At 92.4% G+C, this 316-nt stretch carries 1 protein-coding gene; it reads left to right on the top strand.

Annotation, left to right across the window (positions count from 1 at the left end):
* Positions 1 to 316: hypothetical protein (locus EAE89_RS24550; RefSeq protein WP_214086699.1), on the top strand; the 316-nt coding region annotated here is incomplete at both ends.

The raw sequence follows: 316 nt of genomic DNA on the forward strand, positions 1-316 counted from the left end.
GGGGGGGGGGGGGTGGGGGGGGGGGGGGGGGGGCGCGGGGGGGGGGGGGGGGGGGGGGGGGTGGGGGGAGGGGGGGGGGGGGTGGGGGGGGGGTGGGGGGGGGGGGTGGGGGGGGGGAGGGGGGGGGGGGGGGGGGCGGGGGGGGGGGGGGGGGGGGGGGGGTGGGGGGGGGGGGGGGGGAGGGGGTGGGGGGGGGGGGGGGGTGGGGGGGGGGGGGGGGGGGGGGGGGGGGGGGTGGGGGGGGGGGGGGGGGGGGGGGGGTGGGTGGGGTGGGTCATGGGTGGATGGGGGGGTGGGGGGTGGGGGGCGAGGCCGG

It is taken from the genome of Photorhabdus heterorhabditis (genome assembly GCF_018448905.1).
Lineage (GTDB): Bacteria > Pseudomonadota > Gammaproteobacteria > Enterobacterales > Enterobacteriaceae > Photorhabdus > Photorhabdus heterorhabditis.